We start from the raw sequence: 19,586 nt of genomic DNA on the forward strand, positions 1-19,586 counted from the left end.
GTGACAGCCATATTTGACAGCGCTGGCAGTGCGCAAGCTAAGAAGCGGGGCGATGGACAAGGTACAGCCTCTCCCCGCCGCGGCCGGGATCATCGCCGCCCGGCTCCGCCCGGGCCGGCGGCGGCCCTTCGTGCTCGGCATCGCCGGCGCGCAGGGCAGCGGCAAGTCGACGATCGCGCGCGCCCTGGCGGCCCGTTTCGGCTGCCCCGTGCTGTCGCTCGACGATCTCTATCTCGACGGTGCCGCCCGGCAACGACTCGCCGAGACCGTGCATCCCCTGCTGCGCACGCGCGGCGTGCCGGGCACGCACGACGTCGCCGCCGGGCTTGCGGCGATCGAATCGCTGGCGCACGGCCCCGCGCTGCTCCCCCGCTTCGACAAGGCGCGCGACGAGCCCGGCAGCCCCGAGCGCGTGGCCGGGCCCGCCGAAATGCTGATCCTGGAGGGCTGGTGCCTGGGCATGCGACCCCAGGCGGCGGCGGAGCTCGTCGCGCCGATCAACGACCTGGAGCGCGTGCACGATGCGGACGGCCGCTGGCGGCGCTGGGTGAACGCGCGGCTGGCCGGTGCCTATCAGGCGCTCTGGGCGCGGATCGACCAGCTCGTCTTCCTCGAGGCGCCCGGCTTCGACGTGGTGGCCGATTGGCGGATCGAGCAGGAACATGCCGCGCGCGGGCCGATGTCCGATGCCGAGGTCCGGCGCTTCGTCCAATATTATGAGCGGCTGACCCGGCACATGCTGCGCCACGGACACGCCTGGGCCGACCTGACGCTGCACCTGGACGCCGATCGGCGGCCGAGGGATTGATCCAGATCAATCGCCCCGCATGCGCCGCGCCCGGTTCGTTGGGCGCCGCGACCCGCGCGGCGCCCGCCCCCCGAAAAGGGCCGAGAGCCCGCGCGGCCGGACCGCGCGGGCTCTCTTGCTACTTGTCTCCGTCGCCAGCGCCTTCGCGCTCGCCATCGCCCTCGAGATTCCGGGAGGGGTTCTGGTCGAGCGAGAAGCCGCTGCCGCCGCGGACTCGCAGCATCCTGAGGGCGTCGCTGGCATCGGCGCCCGATCGGGTGAAGCTGATCACGAGCGTGCCCGGGATCACGGTGAGCAGATAATTGGCCGACAGCGCGAGCGTGCCCTGCCCGATCGCATAGCTGCCCACCTGCTCGCCGGCGATGCGGGCCAGCGCGCCGGTGAAGCCGTCGCCGTTCACCAGCGAACCGGTGGAGACGGCATAGCCGAACACCGGATCGGGCTGGCCGAACAGCTTGGTCGCATCCTGCGCAGTCACGGTCACCGCACGGCGGGTGATGTCGGCGATCACCGGCGCGCCGGACAGGCTGACGGCGTAGTTCCCCGCGTCCACACCCGTGAGCGCCAGGCCGCTCACCTGCACCGCGCGGCCGGTGCCGGCATTGGCATCGGCGAAGCGATAGGTGGCGGTGCCCGTCACCGCGTCGCCCGAGATCACGCCGGTAAGCGCGATCCGGCCGGTGGTGCCGGTGGTGCCGTCATAGGCGCGACTGTCCGCCGTCGCGGTGGCGGTGATCGCACGCTGGGCGATCGTCGCGGCACCGGTGGCCGTGCCGCTGATCGTATAGTTCGCCGCATCGGCGCCGTTCAGCGCGAGGCCGCTGGCAGTGGCGGTGCGGCTGCCGGCATTCTTGCTGTCGAAGGCGATGCTGCCGGCGCTCACGCCAACCTGGTCGCCCAGGACGACGCCGTTCAGGCCGAGCGTGCCGGTGGCGGCGGTGGTGCCGTCATAGACGCGGCCATTGGCCGTCAGCGTCGCGGTGATCGCCTTGGCGAGGATGTCCGCCAGCGCGGTCGCCGTGCCGCTGACCGCATAATTGCCCGCATCCGCGCCCGAGAGGGTGATCCCGCTCGCCGTGACCGTGCGGCCGACGCCGGCGTTGCGGCTGTCAAAGGCCATGCCGGTGCTGCCGACCGACACCGTATCGCCCGCGACCACGCCGTTCAGGCCGAGCGTGCCCGTGGCGGCGGTGGTGCCGTCATAGGTGCGGCCGTTCGCCGTCAGCGTCGCGGTGATCGTCTTGGCGAGGATGTCCGCCAGCGCCGTCGCCGTCGTGCCCACGGTATAGTTGCCGGCATCGGCGCCGGAGAGCGCGATGCCGCTCGCCGTGACGGTGCGGCCGATGCCCGCATTCTTGTTGTCGAACGCCAGCGTGCCGTTCGCGGCCACCTGGTCGCCGCCGATCACGCCGTTCAGCGCCAGGTTGCCGGTGGCGTTGGTGGTGCCGTCATAGGTGCGGCCATTGGCCGTCAGCGTCGCGGTGATCGCCTTGGCGAGGATGTCCGCCAGCGCGGTCGCCGTGCCGCTGACCACATAATTGCCCGCATCCGCGCCCGACAGCGTGATGCCGCTCGCCGTGACGGTGCGCGTGCCGGCATTCTTGCTGTCGAACGCCAGCGTGCCGCTCGCGGCCGCCTGGTCGTTGCCGATCAGGCCGTTCAGCGTAAGGCTGCCGGTGGCATTGGTGGTGCCGTCATAGGTACGGCTATTGGCCGAAAGCGTCGCGGTGATCGTCTTGGCGAGGATGTCCGCCAGCGCAGTCGCCGTCGTGTTGACGACATAGTTGCCCGCATCCGCGCCCGAGAGGGTGATGCCGCTCGCCGTGGCCACGCGCCTGCCCGCATTCTTGCTGTCGAAGGCGAGGACACCGCTCGCCGCCACCTGGTCGCCATCGATCAGGCCGCTCAGCGCGAGGCTGCCGGTGGCGTTGGTGGTGCCGTCATAGATGCGGCTGTCGGCAGTGAGGATCGCGCTGATCACGCGGGGATCGACCACGACCGTGCCCATGCCGAAGCCGAAGGCATAGTTCATGTCCGACGCCAGCGAGCCGAGCGCGGAATAGACCGCATAGGTCCCGGCGTCGCGGCGCGCACCGCTGAGTGCGGCCGCGCCCGACCAGGCCGCGCTGCCGCTGTCGCCGTTCACCAGCCCGGTGATCGTCGCGGTGAGGACGGGGACCGCGCCGTTATAGGTGACGTGGAAACTGTCCGGCGTGACCGTCAGCACCGGGCGATAGCCATAGACGAAGCGGTTGCCCGCGTTCGGCGCCGTGGTGAAGCTGCCGGCACCGAAATCATAGACGGCGCCGTAATAGCTGGTGCCCGCCAGTCCGCCGAAATCGTTGTTCGGATCGGAATGGCCCGAATTGCCGCCGGTCTGGGTGTAGATCAGCCAGCGGCCGTTCGGCGTGGCGAGGGCCCCGGCCCCAGCCAGGTTGAGGAACCGGCCGTCCGAGGAGAGCGTGATCGCATCCCCCCCGGCCGAAGAGGCAATGCGGCCATTGGCGGTTATCGTCATGCCGCCATGCGAGGCGATGGTCACCGCGCCGGCATTGCCCTGAACGAGGCCGTCGATCGCAAGCGCCGTGCTGTTGCCGAGCTTCAGGCCGTTGCTCGAGAAATTGCCCAGCGCGCCGATGCTGTTGCCGCCGCCCAGCACCGCCGCGCCGGTCACGCTGCCCTGCAGGCGATCGGCGACGATATAATAGGCGTTCTGCGTCAGCGCCCCGGCCACCTGCAAGTCCAGCACGCCGTTCACATCGATCACGCCGTCGAGGCTCAGGTCCTGGAGGTTGCGCAGCAGGAAGTCGCCATTGCCGATCGTCACGCTGCCCAGGCTGCCGACATGCGAGCCGGTGCCGTTGTGATCGAGATCGGCATTGCCGCCGATCGCCACCACGCCAAGCGTGCCGGCCGAGACGCTCGCCCCGGTGATTCCGCCGGCCGCGGTGAGCTGCACGTCGCCACCGCCGAGATTGCCGAAGGCCAGGTTGCCGGCACCCGAGAGCAGGTTGACGACGAAGTTGCCGGAAACGTCGCCCAGGGTGGTATTGCCCTGGCCCGCGACGTCGATGTGGCCCGCGCTGCTGGTCAGGTTGCCGAGCGCCAGGCTGCCCGAAGGACCTTGCACCGCGATCGCGCCGACCGCCCGGATGGCGCCGGCCGAGAAGTCGCCGGTGCTGACCGCGAGCTGCACGGTGCCGCCGCGGATCCCGGCCAGCGCATCGGCCCGGTAGAAGTTGATCGCGACCGCGCCGTCGGCCTGGATGCTCGTGCCGCTCAGCGGCGTACCGAGATTGCGGAAGACGCTGCTGCCGAGGATCGAGGCCTGGTCGGCCGCGCCGAACACCAGGTCCCCGCCCGCGCCGAGCGCAAGGATATTGGCGCCGGTGCCGCTGAGCGAGGCCTCGCCCAGGCGCAGATTGCCGCCCGCCTGGAAGCGGATCGAATCGAGCGCATGGGCGCCGTCGATATCGATGCCCTGGCTGCTCGCCACTTCGATCCCGCCCTGATCCGCGCGGAGCATGCCGGCGGAGACGCCCGAACCGTTCAGAAGGATGCCGGCGCCGGCATCCAGCGCCCCGACCCGCAGCGCCCCGTGCAGCGCATCGATGCGGATCGCGCCGCCAAAGGCGAAGCCGTTCGCGCCGAAGTCGAAATCGCCCACCGTGTCGGTGATCCGGAGCGCGCCTGCCCGGGCGCCGTTGACCGCCAGGACATTGCCCGCAAAGTCTCCGGCGGTGACCGTGTAGTCGCGGTCGACGCTCAGATAGCTGGAGATCGCGGCGATGCCCGTACCGGCATCGATCGTGACGTCGCGACCGGACACATATTGCAGCCCTACGCCCCGGCCGATCGCGGTGACGTCGCCGGCGGCGATGAGGGTCAAGGCGCCGGTGATCGCCCCGCCCCGCGCCTCGACACGGATATTGCCCGAGGATTGGAGGAAGCCCGCCGAACTGAGGTCGCCATCGGTGTCGATGATCGTGACGTCGCCCAGGCGGGTGGCGCCGGCGGACAGGGTCGGGCTGAGCGCAAGGCCGCCAAAGTCCGCCGCGGTCAGCGAATAGCTGCCGCCGCCGCTCTCCACGTTCGTCACCGTGAGCACGCCCGGCACCGAAGCGGCGATGTTGTGGCCCTGCAGGAAATTGATCCCGAGATCGCCCGAGCCGATCGAGATGCCGACATCGCCCGCGGCGGCGCTGACCGCGTCGAGCACGCCCGTCACGCTGAACAGGTTGATCGACACATCGCCGCCCAGCGAGGCGACCGTCCCGCCACCGCTGCCGCAACCGCAGCCGCCCAGCGTGCCGCCCGTCTCGACCGAGTAATGGCTTCCGGGGCTCACCCCCGCATCGGCGCCCAGCACGACATTGCCCTGCGCGACGAGCGCGAAGCCGTCGGCCGCGGCCAGGCTGCGCACCGTCGCGGTGCCGCCTGCGGCGAACTGGCCACCGCCCGCGAGCGAGATCCGATCGATCGCCAGGTTGCCGGTGGTGACGACCGACGCATCCCGCCCGGCGCGCAACGCGTCGATCGCGATCCCGCCGGTATCGCCGTTCACGACCAGGTCGCCGCCCGAGCCGAGCGAGGCTGCCCGGACCTCGCCGCCGTCGATCTCGAGATAGTTGCCGGCCTCGAGAAGGGAGACGGCAGTGGTGTCGACCACGCGGTTGCTGGTCAGATAGAGATCGTTGGCGGTGATGCCGCCGCCGCCCAGGACGAGGTTGCCGCCCATCGCCTGGAGATCGACCGTGTCGCCCGAGGCCGTGTTCACGGTGAGCGCGCCGTTGCCCAGATAGGCGCTGGCGGTGCCCGCATTGGCCGTCAGCGTATCGATCGACAGGTCGCCGTTCCGCAGGTTGACCGCGGCGTCCGCTCCCATGACCTGGGTCAGCGCTGCCGAATGATCGAGGTTCACGAACGCGCCGGTGCTGCCCAGGATCCTGGCATTGCCGGTCGCGCCCGCTGCGCGCTCGAAATAGGTGTCGTTGCCGACGCCCGGGTAATTGTCGGCGCCGAGCACCGCATCGCCGCTGGTGCTCTGCACGAGGAGATCGCCGGCCGCGCCGGTGAGCTTCGCCTGGCGCAGGACCGCGTTCCCGCCCTGCGCGTACAGCGTTATGCTGCCGCCCGCGCTGGCATAGCCCGTGGCGATGCCGCCGCTGCCGGTGGAGAGATGCACGTCGCCGCCGGCTTCGATGCTGCCGGTCAGGTCGATCGCGGTCGCGCTCGCGATGCGGGCGATGCCGGTGCCGCCATCGACATGGAAGGCTTCGAACCCGCCGGTCGTGGTGGAGACGTCGACGCCCGTCGCGCCGAGCAGTTCGTACAGGTTGATCGTGCCGGCCGAGCCGGTCACCGCGCCGCCGGCCGAGCGGATCGTGCCGTTGCTGAGCAGGCCGTCGATCTGGAAGTCGATGGCGCGGGGATATTCGAGCGTGGTTCCGCCCAGGTCGAGATCGCCCAGGCTGGTCAGGCTCCAGTCGCCCGTCCGGGTGCCGACCGGCGTCAGCGCGGCCCCAAGGAAGCTGGCGCCCTTCAGCGTGTAGCTCCGACCGACATAGACCAGGCCGATATCGACCGCGCCAGTGCCGTTGAGCGTCACGTCGTAATTGCCGCTCGCCTCGAGCAGGGCGATGTTGCCGCCGTTGACGGTCAGGGCCCCGTCCGTCGTCAGGCCCGCGCCGAGCCGAGCCGATGCGCCGAGCACGTCGCCCGCCGTCGCGGTGGCGGTGAGCGCGCCGTTCGCGAGGAAATTGCCCGAAAGCGTCAGGTCCGTGCCCGCGATCAGCGTGACGTTCGCGCCGCTGGCACCGTCGATCCGCAACTGGTTGATCGACTCCGCATGCACGTCGCCGGCAGCGGAGATGCCGATGGCGGCATTCGCATCCGTGACGCCGACGGTGGCGTTGCCGGTGGCCAGGACCGCGACCGAGCCGGGCGTGACTCCCGCCCCATAGCTGAGATAGTTCGAGGCCGTGATGGCACCGCTCGCGGCGCCCAGCAGGACGTCGCCGCCCGAGATCCGCACATTATAGCCGTCGCCCGCCACATCGGTGCCGCCGAGCAGGTCGAGCGAGCCGACGCTGACATAGCCGGTGCCGGTCACCGAGACATCGTCCTGCGAGAGGATCCGGCCGATGCGCACGTCATGCGCGCCGCCATTGACGATGACGTCGTTGCCCCAGAGTTCGCCGGTCTGGATGCCGTTGGCGTTGAGCGTGATGACGCCCAGCGTGCCGATCCCGGCATTGGCGGTGAGATCGCCGTCCACGTTCAGCGTGACGTCGCCGCTGCCGATATTGCCCAGAACCGTCAGGTCCCCGGCATTGGTGAAGCGGAAGGCGGCGCTGGAATAGGTATTCCCCTGCAGCCGGACGACGTGGTTCTCCCGGTCGGCCGTGACGCCGCCGCGGCCGTAGAGCGACAGCGAACGGACCGTGAGGCTGCCGTCGGACTGGGTGATGGCGCCGGTCGCGTCGACGACCATCCCGCTGGTCACGACGACGTTGCCCACGAGATCGACCGCGCCGTTGTTGTTGAGTATGAAATTGTCGGCGCTCGTATCACCGAGCTTGCCGAACGAGACCAGCCCGTTGCCGTAGAACTGCACCCAATGGCCCGCCGCCGATGCGATCAGCGTGCCACCGGAGACGGCGGCGGTGCCGCCATTGTCGATGTCCCCGCCCGCGATCAGCGTCATGGTCGCGCTGCTGCCGGCGGTGAGCGCCCCGGCGATCTGGATGCCGCCGCTGGTCTTGAAGGCCAGGTCGCCGGCCGCGGACAGCCCGTTGATCCTGCCGATCGTGTTGTCGCCGCCCAGCAGCAGGTCGCCGGTCGCCGAGCCGTCGGCGCTGGCGGCGGTGATGACCGAGCCGGCCGCCTGGGTGACCGAGCCGCTGGTCGCCTGCACGCTGAAGGCCCCGCTCGCGGTGACGCGGCCGGTCAGGCGGACATGCTCGCTCAGGAGGCTGACATCGCCCGAGGCAGTGATCTGGTCGCCGAACGCGCCGACATCGCCGCTGTTGAATGCGATGGCGATGCCGCCCTGGGCGTGCGACGTGAGTGTACCGGTCACGCCGCCGGTCACGCCATGGCTGGTGATCCGCCCGCCCGAAGTGAGCGACAGGTCGCCGCCCACGTCGATGGTGTCGGCCAGCATGAGGTTGCCGACGGTGTTGACCGTGGCGCTGCCCGGCAGGGTGAGGCTGAGCACGCCGAACTGGTTGGCGCCGCCCAGCGTGATGTCGCCGCCGGCGCTCGCATTGAGCCTGCTGCCATAGATCACGGCATCGGGATTGTTCGCCTGGGTGATCCCGCCGGTGTCGGAAATGAGCGTCACGAGATTGCCCGCGGCGGCGACCGCGTTGGTCAGGCTCACATCGCCCGTGACGTGCAGCGTCAGGTCGCCCGCCCGCGCGCGCAGCTCGCCGATCGAGGCGATCTGGTTGGCGTTGCCCAGGGCGATCCCGCCATTGGAGATGCCGCCCAGGCCGTCGGCGGTGACGATGCCGCCCTGCTGGCTGATGCCACCGGTGGTCTGGAGCCAGATGTTCCGGGCCGTGACATCGTCGGTCAGCGTCAGGTTCGTCGCCCGCAGGTCGAGATTGCCGCCGGCACTGATCAGGCCCAGCGACAGGAAGCTGTTCCCGCCATTGGCGAGCGTGATGTCCCCCGCCGCGCTGAAGCTCGCCGTGCCGCCGATCGACAGCGCCGCCGACTGGGTGATCGAGCCGGTATCGGAAATCAGCGTGAGGTCGCCCGGCGAAGTGAAGGCAGCGGCGTCGAGACTGCCGCTGTTGCGGAACAGCAGATTGCCGCTCGAGGTGGAGAGCGTGGCGCTGTCGATCTGGTTGGCGCCGGCCAGCGACAGGCCAGCGCCGGCGGTGCCGTTGAAGCTGCTCGCGATGATCTTGGCGGTCGAGGCCTGGTCGATGCCGGCGCCCGCGGAAAACGTGACGTTGCCGGCCGAGATCGTGCCCGCGCTCTGGACGATCCGGCTGCCGTCGACGAGGAAATAGGCCTGGCTACCTCCATTCACGTCGCCGGCGATATCCAGGTCGACGACATTGTGGACGAAGACATCCGAGCCGCCCAGCCCGGCGATCGTGTCGATACGGTTGGCGAGGTTGAGGCTGATGCCGCCGCTGGTCGTGCTCGCGTCGAGCGATCCGACGAAGAGCGCGCTGAGCTGCGTGATCGCGCCGCCCGCGCGCACCGTCATCGAATCCGCCTGGCCGCCGATCCGCAGCGCGCCGGCGGCACGCAGCGTCGCATCGCCGGTCGAGGCGAGATAATATTCGGAGACCGTATTGGCCCCGTCGAGCACGACGTCGCCCGCGGTGACCGCGACGCGCCCGCCCGAGAGCGTGCCGCTGACCTGCCTCAGCCTGCCGGTGCCCGTGTCGAAATTGAGGTCGCCGCCCGTCACGAAGCCGTTGAGCGCCAGATCGCCCTGGGTGGTCAGGCTGATCGTGGCGCCGTTGAGCGAGCTCAGCCCCGTGATCTCGCCGATCCGGTTGGCGCGCTCTAGGCTGATGGCACCGGACGCGCCGGCGTAGAGGCGGTCCACGGTGATGGTGCCGGCGCTCTGGTTGATGGCGCCGCCCGCGCTATTGGACTGGAGCGTGGCACTCCCCGCGGTGATGTCTCCCGCGATATCGAGCGCATGGCTCGAGAAGACGGTCACATTCTTGTCGCTGGCCGCCGAGAGCCCGTCGATCCGGTCGATCGCACCGCCGAGATATACGCCGTCGCGGCCATAGGCGGTAAGCCCGCGGATGGTGACGATCGCATTGTTCGCCTGCGTGATCGCGCCCTGCTCGCTGCGCAGCGTTACGTCGGTGGCCCCGTTGGTCACGATCCCGTCGATCAGGAGATCGCCGGTGTTGGTGAAGGCAAGGTTCCCCGCGGGCGTGTGCGCATTGAGCGTGCCGACATTGTTGGCGGCCGCGGTGAGATCGCCGCCGAGCCCGAACAGGTACAGATAGTCCGCGGTGATATTGCCGCCGTTGATCGCGGCGACGCTGTTGGCGAGCCATACGCGCCGGCCCGCCGCGGCGATCCGGTCGACGGTCATGATGCCGCCATAGCCGTTGGTGCCGCTGGCGATGCTCACGTCGCCGCCGCTGATCACGTCGAGATGCGCGATCTGGTTGTCCCTGCCCAGCAGGGTGGCGCCGCCGGCCGCGTTGACGATCAGCGAGCCGATCAGCGCGCCGTTCACCGGGTCACTCTGCGTGATCGCGCCGGTGTCGGAGATCAGCTCGATCGTGGCACCCGCCGCGTTGATCGAATTGATCGCGATGGCGCCGACATTGTGGAATCGCACGTCGTGCCCACCACCATCGAGCGAAACCTGCCCGACATGGTTGTGGTTCAGCAGGCTGAGGCCAGCCGTCGCGCTCGCCTCGAGCGCATCGGTGAAGATGCCGGTGGTGCCGGTCTGGATCAGGCTGCCGTCGATGCTGAGCTTCACCAGGCCGGGCGCGGAAATCCTCCCGTCGAGCGTCAGGCTGCGGTCGCTGCCGAGGCGGAAGCTGCCGCCGGCGGTGACGTCGTTGAGCATGCTGACCGAATTGACCCGATCGAGCACGATATCGCCCGCAACCGCGCTGACATCGAGCCGGTCGGCGGCGAACGCCGCGATCTGCCGGACGTCGCCGCTGTCTGCGGTGAGCGAAAGCAGCCCCGAGGTGCTGACATTGCCAAGCAGGATCGCGTTCGCCGAATGGAAGGTGATGTCGTCGGTCGCGACGAGGTTGCTCGCGTTGGTCGAGCCGATGTCGTTCGCGCTCATCAGCGCGATACCGGTCGCGTTCAGATCGAGATGATCCGCGGCAATCGTGCCGGTGAGCTGGCCGATATAGCCTCCGACGTTCATGGCCAGCGTGCCGCCGGCCCTGATGTTTCCGCCCAGCATCAGCGTGCCGGCACTGTTGTACCGTATCGAGTCGGCGGCGCTCAGATTGCCGAGCGTATTGACGTAATTATACTGGCTGAGATCGATGCCCGCCGCGGCATTGGCATTGAGCGTGCCGGTCCAGATCGAATTGCCGGGCACAACCTGCTGGCCGACCGATCCGGTATTCGAGGTCAGGTTGACCGTGCCATCCTGCGCGGTGATCGCCTTTACGACCAGATCCGCGTAGTTGCGCAGCGTGATCGTGCGGCCGGTGCCGGCCTGGGCATTGTACAGGCCGACGCTGTTGGCGCGATCGAAGCTGATGTCGCCGCCCGCCGTCGCCGTCAGCGTCGCCGCGGCAACGGTGGAGCTGGTCTGGGTGATCGAGCCGGTTCCCCCGGCCGTGAGTTCCACATTGCCCGCGATGATCGAACCGCCGACGTTGAAGCCGCCGGCGTTGGCGAAGTGGAAGAAGTTGGTGCCGGTGCTGATCGTGCCGGTGCTCTGGACCTGGTTCGCCTTGGTCAGATCGACATCGCCGGTCGAGGAAATAGTCAGCGCGCCAGCGGTGATGATCCCCAAAGTCTGGGTGATCCCGGCGGCGCTGAGCGTCGTGCCGGCAAGGCCGCTGTTGATGTTTCCATAGAGGTTCAGCACGCCGCTGCTGCTGCTGATGTCGATCCCGCCGGTGGCGCTCGTCAGGTCCCGCAAGAAAGCGAGGCTGCCCGAAAGGTTGATGCCCGTCGCGGCGTCGACCACGAGCGTGTTTGCCGTGAGCCCGCTGCCGGTGACCGAGCCGGTGTTCGAGTTCAGCGTCGCCTTGTTCACGGTGACGGCGCCGGTGAGGACGAGGTCGCCGGCGTTGCGGAAAGCGAAATCGCCCGGGCCATGCGTGTCGACTGCGCCGATGCCGGCGACATTGTTGGCGCTGTCGAAGAAGATCGCGCCATGCGACGACAGGTTGAGCGTGCCGGTCGTCACCACGCCGCTGCTCTGCGTGATCGTCCCCCCGCTCGAAAGCGAGACGATGCGGGCGAGGATGTCGCCGCCCAGCGCCAGGTCCTGATTTCCCGCCACGGTGACATCGAGCGTACCGGTGCCGAGCGTGATGTCGCCCAGGCCGAAGGTGGCGCCGCCATAGACGGTGGCGTTGCTGCCGTTGCCGGTGAGGTTCAGCCGGCCCGCGGTGATCTTGCTGTTGGCGTCGAATGCCGTGAGCGCGCCGCCGCCGAGATCGAAGGTCACGCTGTGGATGTCGGCGTTGACGCCGCCGGCGGCGATCTGGAAGCCGTTATGGTTGGTCAGCGATACGTCGCCGGCCATGGCGTAGAGCGTCAGGCTGCTGAACGCGTTCGCTGCATTGTCGAGCGTGATGTTCCGCGCGGACGAGAGGTTCAGCGCGTTGGCCGAGACATAGCCCGCACCGCCGATCGCACCGATCTGCGAGGTCAAGGACACATCCTGCGTCGCGCTGACATGGCCGCCGATGAGGATGCCGGACCGGTTCATGAACGAGGCGCTGCCGGCACTGGCGTTCAGGACGTCGATCTGGCTGACATAGTTGGTGCCGTTGAACGCGAGAGCCGTGCCGTTGGCGGTGAAATTGTTCGCGGTGATCGCGCCGGCGTTCTGGACGATCGTACTGGCGCCGGTCAGCGTGACGGTGTTGCCGCCGATGTCGCCCGTCAGGGTGAGCGCGTTGGCGGTCTTGAGCGTGACGTTGCCCGTGCCGCCGTTCAATGTGCCCACGGTGTCGATCGCGTTGCCGCTGGTGTTGAGCGTGACGCCCGTGCCGCTGCCGGCGTTCAGGCTGGCCGCGGTGATCGCGCCGGCCTGGGTGATCGCGCCATTGTCGGAGAACAGGTTGAGCGCCCCGACGGTGCCGCCGGTAAAGGCGATGCTGCCGAGATTGTGGATCCAGACGTTCTTGCCGCTGCCATAGATGAATTGCGTGCTGCCGTTGGTGCCGTTGAAATCATTCGCGCCCTTGAGCGCGATGTCGCCATGGGCGCTGGTGACGGCCAGGCCGCTGCCTGCCACGACCTTCGCGGCCGCATCCTGCAGCACCGAGCTGTTGTTCGACGTCAGGTTCACATAGGCGCCCGAGATCGTGCCCGCCGCCTGGCTGAGGTTCCCGCTGTCCGCCGTCAGGCTGACGATGCCAGTGGCGGCGTCGGCCGTGATATCGCCGTCGATGGTGAAGGCGTCGCCGGTGAAGCTGATGTTGGTTCCGCTCAGCCCGTGGATCGTCCCGACATGGCTGGTGCCGTTGGACATCTGGATCGCGCCGCTGGCGTTCGCGGTCAGCGAGCTGGCCGTGAGTCCGTCGCTGGTGAGCTGGATGTCGCCGGCCGTCGCGGTGAGCGTGACGTTGCCCGCCGGGTTGAGGAACTGCAGGTACAGCCCGTCGCCCCGCAGCTGCACCGTGCCGGCCGAATCAATGGCGGTTGCCGTGCCGAGGCCGAACCTGTTGGCACCCGTCAGATACAGGTTGGCGCCGCCCAGCGTGGTGGCATTGGCATCGACCTTGCCGTCGCTGGCCTGCGTCACGTTGCCGGTGGCGCGCAGCGTCACGCCATAGGCGGAGATCGTGCCGGTGGTCTGGGTGATCGCGCCGCCATTCGCCCAGAGGTCGATTATCTTCCCGGTCGCCTTGCTGGCGGTGACGTCGCCCTCGATCGTGAAACCATGGGCCACCGTGACGCGAATGTCCCCGCCCGCCGCGGCGAGCCCGGTGAACCTGTTGACGTTCACATTGCTGGTCAGGTCGATCGCGTTGGCGCTCGCCGACAGGCTGTCGACGGTGATGCCGCTCGAACTCAGCGCGCCGGCGGTGGTGACGGCGGCGCTGCCCGAGGTGGTGAGGCCGAGGTTCAGCGCCGCGCTGTTCGCATTGTTCAGGCGGATCGTGCCGCCGCCGCTCGACTGGGCGTTGAAGGTGCCGAATCGATTGCCCTGGAGGAGCGTGATGTCCCCGGCTGCCGACGCGGCGCCGAAGACGCCGGAGTTCCAGCTGCCGCCGCTCTGGGTGATCGCGCCGGTCTTGGCGATCAGGCTGGCGGAGGCATTGATCGTCCCGGCTAGGTCGAGATCGTGATCGGCGGTGATGGTCAGGCCGTTGCTCACGCTCGAATTGCCGAGCTTGATGTCGTCCTTGGCGTACAGCGTCGCGCTGAAGCCGTTGACCGTCAGCGTGTCCGCATCGATCTTGCCGTGCGGGGTAACGACCGAGCCGACGGTGGTGGTGCCGGTCGTGATGGCGCCGGTGCTGGTCAGCGCGACGGTCCCGGTCGCGGCGGTGATGTCGCGTTCGATCGCGAAGCCGCCGGTATCGCCGATCGCGATATTGCCAGTGGTCGTCGAAAGCCCGTTCAGCGTGGTGAAGTTGTTCGACGTGTTCGACAGGTCGATGCCGGTGGCGGCCTGCGCGACCAGCGTGGCGACCGTGATGGCATCGGTCTGGCTGATTTTGCCCTGGTCCGAGGTCAGGGTGAGCGTGCCGAAGCTGTTCTGCGCGCCCGGCAGCGTGATGTCCCCGCGGTTGCGGATCGTGACGGTCCCCCCATTCGGGTGGAAAGCCTCCGTCAGGGTTCCGAAATTGTTCGCGCCGCCGATCAGCAGGCTGCCGCTCGTGCCCGTCCAGAGACGATCCGCAGTGATCGCGCCGCCGGTCTGGTTGATCCCGCTCGCGGCATAGAGCTTGACGCCGCCGGCGGTGATGTTCCCGGTCAGGTTGAGCAGCGTATTGGAGTAGATGTAGACGTCGTTATCGCCGCCGGTGCTCTTCGCGGTCAGCGCGCCGAGCTCGGCGATCTCGCTGTTGCCGTCGTTGAACCGGATAAAGCCATTGGTGGCGGTGGCGGTCAGCTTGTGCGCCAGGATGACGCCGGAGATCGATCCGGTGTCGGAGGTCAGATTCCAGTCGCCGGTGCTGGTGACTGTGTTGCCCCACAGCTGGATGTCGCCGGCGTTGCGCAGCGTGAAGTCGTGGCTGACCGTATAGCTGGAGATCGCGTCGATCTGGTTCGCGCCGGCCAGAATCACGTCGGTACCGGTAAAGTAGAAGCCGCCCGGACCATTGCTGATCACCTGAGCACCGGTATTCTGGGTGATCGACTGCGCCGCATCCAGGGTGATGGCATAGCCGCCGGCGATCTTCCCGCTGTTCTGCAGGATCGAGCCGCTCGTCGACTGGAGATGGATCCAGTCGGCGTTGCCCGACGCGTCCACCGTGACGTCGCCGTCGAGATGGATGTCGCCCGGGGTCTGGATTTCGAGCTGGCCGGCCGCGGTGGTGAGATAGCGATAGCTGCCGACATTGACGGTGGCGCTCGAGCCGTAGACGCTGATGCCGTTGCCCGCGTTGATCCCCAGCGAATGGGCGATCACGTCACCGCTGTTGCCGACCGAGCCACCGCTGTCGATGGTGACGTCGCCCGTCGTGTTCACCGAGAAGCCGATATAGCTGTCGCCGCTCAGGTGGATGTCGCCGCCGCCGGTCGAGGTCGCCCAGATGTTCACGCCGCCGGCACCGGCGAGGTCGATTCCCCCGGAGGCAGTGGCATAGGTCGTGGCCGGGAAGCTGTTGGAAACCGTGCCGCCGTTGCGCGTGATCGCGCCGCCGTTCGTGTACAGGATCAGGTCGTGCGTGCCGGTATTGACGGCGCCGGTCAGCGCGATGTCGCTGTCGCCGCCCAGGTAGAATTTGCCGCCGCTGCCGACGGTGGTGTCCACGGCACCAAGCCGGATGTTGCCGGCCACGTCGAACGAGACATCGCCGCCGGCGGTTACCGCCAGCGTGCCGCCGAGCGAAAGCTTGCCCGAATAGGTTTCGATCGCCCCGCCGGAGCTGAGGGAGACATTGCCCGCCGCCGCGCTGATGTTACCATCGATGGTGAAGCCATTGTCTTCTTTAAAGCTGATGCTGCCCGTCGCGCTCGTCAGGCCGGTGACGCTGCCGACCTTGTTCGCCGTGCCGGAATACTGGTCGTAGAGCGTGATGTCGCCGTGCGCCTGGACGTTCAGCGAGGCGGCGTTGAAGCTGCCCCACTGGTCGACGTTACCCGTGTCCGAGATCAGTGTGAGCGCGCCGATGGCAGGGTTAGAAGGGTTGGTGCCAACGGTGTCGAAGTGCAGATCGCCGAGCGAGCGTATCGTTACGGTGGCGTTGGCGCCCCAGTTGAATGAATTAAATTCGAGCCGGTTGGTGCCGAGTAGCTTCAGGTCAGCACCGGAATCCCCCAAAAAGACACCACCGATGTCCGCCTGAACGCTCGCGGCGCTGGACTGGAGGACCGAGTTGGTGGCGCGGAGTGAAATGTCAGATCCGAAGATCGTGCCGGCGGCCTGGGTGAGCGTGCCGTTCGCCGCGATCAGCGTCACCACACCGCCCGCTCGGCCGACATCCCCATCGACCGTGAAGTCGCCATCGTTCCAGACAGTGACGTGCGTGCCAAGCAGCTGATGATAGGTGGTGACATCGGCCTTGCCGAATTGGCTGCCGATCCCGACGTCGCCAGCGGCCTCGGCGGTTATCGAATTGGCGACGAGGCCTGGGTTCACGACGACATCGCCGGTCTCGGCATACAGGCGGACATCGCCGAACACGCCGGAGAAACCGGCATTCACCCAGTCGCCGCGGATCACCACGTTGCTGCCGTTGGCGCCGATGACGCTCGAGGTACCGAGATGGTTGCCCAGATGGTTGCCCGTCTGGTTCAGGTCGATCCCGGTTGCGGCCTGGAAGACGAAGCCGGTGCCCAGGCTGATCGTGCCGCCGGTCTGCACGATCGCGCCGTTGCGCGAGTTGAGCAACAGCGAGTTGCCCGCCGTGACGGTGTCCGTGAGCTTGATGTCGCCGTCGAGCGCGATCGAAAGGTCGCCGCCGGCGCTCAGCGCGCCGAAACTGCCGACCGAGCCCATGTCCAGCGTCAGGTCGCCGCCGAGCGTGGCAGTGAGCGAGCCGGCATGGCCCCCACCGCTCATATCGTAGCTATCGCCCAGAAGGGTGACCGCGCCCGTGGTATTGACCGCCAGGTTGGTGCTGCCGGCGTTGCGGAGCGTGATGTCACCGCCGCCCGTCGAGCCCGCGATGACGCCCGACATGTAGCTGCCCGCGCCGAAATCGATGTCGCCCGAGGCGTTCAGGGTCAGCAGCGACACGGCGACGACGGAGCCGCCGGTCTGGAGGATGTCGCCGCCCGCCGCGTTCAGCGTGATCGCTCGGTTGTTGCCGGCAACGGTCGTGTTGACCGCCAGTCCACCCGTGGCGTTGACGGTCAGATCGCCGCCGCCCGTGCCCAGGCCGATCAGCGTGGTGCTGCCGGCGATGTTGATCGTGCCGCCGGTCTGGGTGTCGAGATAGGTCTGCGGCGCGGCGATCGTGCCGCTGCCCGTTACCGCGCCGCGCGCGGTGAAAAGCACTTTGGTGGCGGAACTGATCGTGCCGTCGATCGACACGGGCGTGTTCGCGCCCATGCGCAAGCTGACATCGCCGGTGCTGCTGCTGATATTGCCGAGATGGGCAATGCTGTTGTTCTGCGAGGTGCCGAGCTCGATGCTCTGCGTCGCGCTGGCGATGAGCGTGTTCGCGGTGAAGGCGGCGCTGCCCTGCTGGATGTTACCATTGTCGGCGATCAGCGTCAGCGTGCCGATCGGCGTCGCGCCGCCGTCGAAATAGATGCGGTTCGCCGAGCGAAGGGTGACGTCGCTGCCCGAGCCCCAACCCAGAGTAAGGCCCCAAAGGCCCATGTTGTTGGCGCCGGCAAGGATCAGGTCGTCGCCCGCCACGAAGGAGTCGGTGCCCATCCCCGTGCTGGTGATCGTCGCGCTCTGGCCCTGCACGATCGAGCCGCCTGCCGACATGTGGACCTGGCGGCCCCTGATCGTGCCGGCAGTCTGGTTGATCGCGCCCAGGTTCGAGGTGATCGACACGTCATGGCCGCTCGCCGCGGTGACGGCGCCGCTGAAGCTGACCGTGGAATCGGTGGCGATGGCGATGTCGCCGCTGGTCGCGGTCAGATTGCCGAAGTTGACGGCGCCCAGCGCGGCCTGGTTGATGTTGATCGCGGCCGCATTGATGTTGAGCGTGCCAATGTTCGATCCGCTGCCGGCGCCGACAGTGCCGCCCGAGGTCACGTTGATCACGCCGGTGGTGAGGCCGCCGATGTCGAAGCTGTTCACACCCTTGACGTCGATCGTGGCGCCGGTGAGCGAGCTGACGAAGACCTGGCTGAACAGATTGTTCTGGCTGAGATCGATGCCGTCGCGCGCGCCCGCGATCACGGTGCCGTTCAGCACGCCGGTGCCGGCGCTCTGGTGGATCGCGCCGTTGGCGGCGTTGAGGAATACCCGGTTGCCGAGGTTGTTCGCGGTCCCGGTGAGCGCGATGTTCAGGTCGCCGGTGCTGTTGACCGTGAGATCGTGGTTGATCGCATAGACGAAGTCGAGCGTGGTGGCGGTATCGAGGTTGTATGCGCCGTCGCCGGAAAGCTCGGCATAGGCGGCGCGGATGACGCCGCTGCCGCTGGCGCCGCCGACGTTGAGATTGACATTGCCCGGCGCGACGATGTCGCCGGCGATCTCGGTGCCCGTGCCAGTGTAGCTGTAGAAATTGATGTAGTCGCCCGAGGTGAGGCCAGTGACCTTGTCGATCTGGTTCGAGCCGCCGGTAAGCTTCAGCGACGCGGCCGCGCGCGCATTGAGGGTGCCGGCGGTGATCGCCGCGCTATCGAGCCAGAGCACGCCATTCTCGGCGGCCAGATCGACCGCGCCGCCGGCAGCAGTGATGCCGCCGCCGCCCGTGATCGAATCGCTCGAGCGCACCGTGATCGCCGGGGCCGTGAGGCTTCCGGCGTTGGCGAGGCCGAGATCCGCGCCGCCATTATTGGCGACGGCCGTGGCGGCAGCCGCGCCGTTGACGATGTTATGGTTGGTGGTGAGGACGATCGCGCCGGTCTCGTCCAGCGCCGCCGTGCTGGCGGTGACCGTCCCGGTCGACAGCAGGCGCGAGAAGACGTTGGTCTTCGAGACGAGCGCGGCGAACACGCGGTTGCCGCTGGTATTGCCACTAAGCGACAACAGGTCGCCGCCATTGGCCGTGCTGGCCGTGCCATCGGCCCCGCTCGCCACTTCGAAGCTCAGCAGGTCGAGATCGTCCGCGCCGGTCGGGCGGAAGCTGATCTTGTACTTGGCGGCCGCGCCGTAGAGCACGTTGCCGCCGTCCTGCGCCGAGATGCTCGATCCCGCCTCGGTGGTGACCGAGGTGGAGACCAGCGCGATCGCGCCGCCATGGCTGGTGATCTGCGCGCCGTTCCGCACGGTGATGCCCGCGTCGCTCGAAGCGCCGGTGAAGCCGAACTGGGTCGAGCTGCCGTCGAGGAAACCGCCCGCGCTGCTGTCCGTCGCGCGATCGATCGCCGCGGTGGTGACGAGCAGGCCGCCGGTGCTGATCCGGGCATTCGCGCCGATTACCACGCCATTGGCGTTGTAGATCCAGATATTGCCGCCCGCGGTGCCGCCCGCCGAACCGATCGTGCCGTTGAGATTGCCGTTGATCGTGCTCGCCGCGCCGCCGACGCGGTTGAGCACGATGTCGCTCCGGTTGGCGAAGACGAAGTTCGCCGTGTCGCCGCCGTTGATGTCGAACTTGTCCCAGTCGATCACCGTGCGCGAGCCGCCCAAGGTCACCGTGGTGGTGTTCGGCACCGACTGGTCGATCGTCGGCCCCGTGCCGTTGCTCTGCGCGGGCGTGGCGCCCTGCACGAGCTGCGCCTGCGCGGGGGCTGCCCAGAGCGCGGCCAGCGCGAGCGCACCAAAGGCAGAGGTGGTGAAGAGGCGGCTGCGGCGGCGGGGGGCGGACATGGGCATATC

At 68.3% G+C, this 19,586-nt stretch carries 2 protein-coding genes; one reads left to right on the forward strand and one right to left on the reverse strand.

What is annotated here, in order from left to right; translation table 11 throughout:
* Window positions 1-52 precede the first annotated feature (52 nt).
* Complete coding sequence (locus tag BGP17_RS06835) at window positions 53-808, forward strand: kinase (protein WP_286711453.1); 756 nt, start codon at window positions 53-55, stop codon at window positions 806-808.
* A 118-nt stretch (window positions 809-926) separates the two neighbouring features.
* Here BGP17_RS06835 and BGP17_RS06840 read toward each other — a convergent pair whose 3' ends face one another.
* Complete coding sequence (locus BGP17_RS06840) at window positions 927-19,577, reverse strand: YDG domain-containing protein (protein WP_286711454.1); 18,651 nt, start codon at window positions 19,575-19,577, stop codon at window positions 927-929.
* Between the last annotated feature and the right edge of the window lie 9 nt (window positions 19,578-19,586).

This window comes from Sphingomonas sp. 67-41, from assembly GCF_001899725.1.
Classification (GTDB): Bacteria; Pseudomonadota; Alphaproteobacteria; order Sphingomonadales; family Sphingomonadaceae; genus Sphingomonas; species Sphingomonas leidyi.

Excerpts from the sequence above, each read along its gene's own strand:
- BGP17_RS06835 (WP_286711453.1), top strand. The coding sequence starts at position 53 with ATGGACAAGGTACAGCCTCTCCCCGCCGCGGCCGGGATCATCGCCGCC.
- BGP17_RS06840 (WP_286711454.1), bottom strand. The coding sequence starts at position 19,577 with ATGTCCGCCCCCCGCCGCCGCAGCCGCCTCTTCACCACCTCTGCCTTT.